This is a genomic window from Moorena sp. SIO3B2, assembly GCF_010692525.1.
GTDB lineage: Bacteria > Cyanobacteriota > Cyanobacteriia > Cyanobacteriales > Coleofasciculaceae > Moorena > Moorena producens.
This window is the reverse complement of record NZ_JAAHHE010000883.1, coordinates 1-1,376: the sequence shown is the minus strand read 5'-3', so window position 1 is coordinate 1,376 and position 1,376 is coordinate 1. Positions and strand designations below refer to the sequence as shown.

Genomic DNA, 1,376 nt, shown 5'->3' with positions numbered 1-1,376 from the left:
TTTCTTGGGCATAGTTAGGTCTGAATCCTACACTTCAATTATACTCTAGCGCTAGTAAAATGTCAATGTCCGAATTGTGGTATTAAATACCGATTTATCCCTATTTTTAGGGGTCTAAATGCGAGGCTCTGTCCAAAAGCAACGATTCCACCAATGGTGTAAAGACCGGATTGTGGAACTTGCTATCGAGAAATTTAGCGAGTTAGGGGGGTTTGTCGTCAAGGTTAACGCTAAATACACCAGTGCTTATGGCTTTGATGGGTCTGGCTTAATTTCCCGTAGCAAAAAAAAGTATTCCCTCGCCAGATTCAAGAACGGCAAGTGCTACAACGCCGACTTATCTGCGTCTTACAACATCGGCGCTAGATATTGGTATGCCGTGCTCACTAACGCCAAGTTGACTAGGGTCTGGGAAGGCAGAAGTTCCTCCCACACGCTGAGAACGCCAGTGACGCTCAGTAGTTTATGGAAGCTATCTGAGTCCAACCTAGCATAAGAATCCCCAGCTAGAATTTTTAATTTAGCTGGGGTGCGTTCAAACCTTTATTATATTTAGCGCAGCCGCTTTGATGGCCTATGTTACGGGTCAGAATTCAACCCTCGCCATCGGCTGTGCGATCGCATTTGTAATTGCCCGAGTCTTCTACTCGGTGTTTTACATTCTCGATATTCCCTTGGGGCGATCGCTTATGTTTGCCATCGGCTCTCTTTCCAGTGGTACTCTGTTTGTTCTGAGTCTAAGCAGCGTCAGTGGCTAGACGAGATCAAGTCCACTTGCTTCGGGCCTTGATAGTTTTAGTTATTGGTCATTTGTCTTGAGAGCCACCAGGTTGAGCCACCTCCCCAAGACTATGGGCTTATCCAATACTGATGCTACCGGGCTTGATATCAATAGGTTTAAAAATTTTGTATAGGGTGCAACAAATTCCCATTTTGGTTTTAAGCTGTTAGCTAAACCGCGAGAAGCCCCGCACTTTACCTTCATTGGGTAAGTGTCGTATGGAAAGCGCGGGGCAAGGGTCGGAACGTAGCTTGCCAATGGGATATACTAGGGACAGTAGGGAAAACAAATTAAGAGCTAACCGCCACCTACTAGCTAAAAATAGAACGAGTTGTATTGTTCCGGCGCGGAGGGGCATCCCGTGTCGTTAATAAAGCTTACCGAGTAACCGAATCGTTGGATGGTGTTGGTAAGAAGCCCGCGCTGTACCGTGCTTGTCAGCGTCGGGAGTATGTCACGTAGTGAGCCACCATTGCTCACGGCCTACCGCTGACCGTTATTAATTATGGCTAGTACTTATTCTTTTGATATTGTTAGTGATTTTGATCGACAAGAGTTGGTCAATGCTGTGGATCAAACTATTCGTGAAATCAAA

Annotated in this window: 2 protein-coding genes and 1 pseudogene; all 3 read left to right on the top strand. The window is 45.8% G+C overall.

From position 1 onward, the window contains the following. Positions 1 to 118: 118 nt before the first annotated feature. A complete protein-coding gene (locus F6K38_RS42050; protein ID WP_287360774.1) occupies positions 119 to 496 on the top strand; it encodes a hypothetical protein in 378 nt (125 codons plus the stop codon). 40 nt (positions 497 to 536) lie between these two features. Next, positions 537 to 758: pseudogene (locus tag F6K38_RS42045) on the top strand (MAPEG family protein); the annotation flags it as partial. Between the two features lie 528 nt (positions 759 to 1,286). Next, the coding region (locus F6K38_RS42040) for a nucleotide-binding YajQ family protein (protein WP_287360776.1) at positions 1,287 to 1,376 on the top strand (90 nt) is incomplete at its 3' end.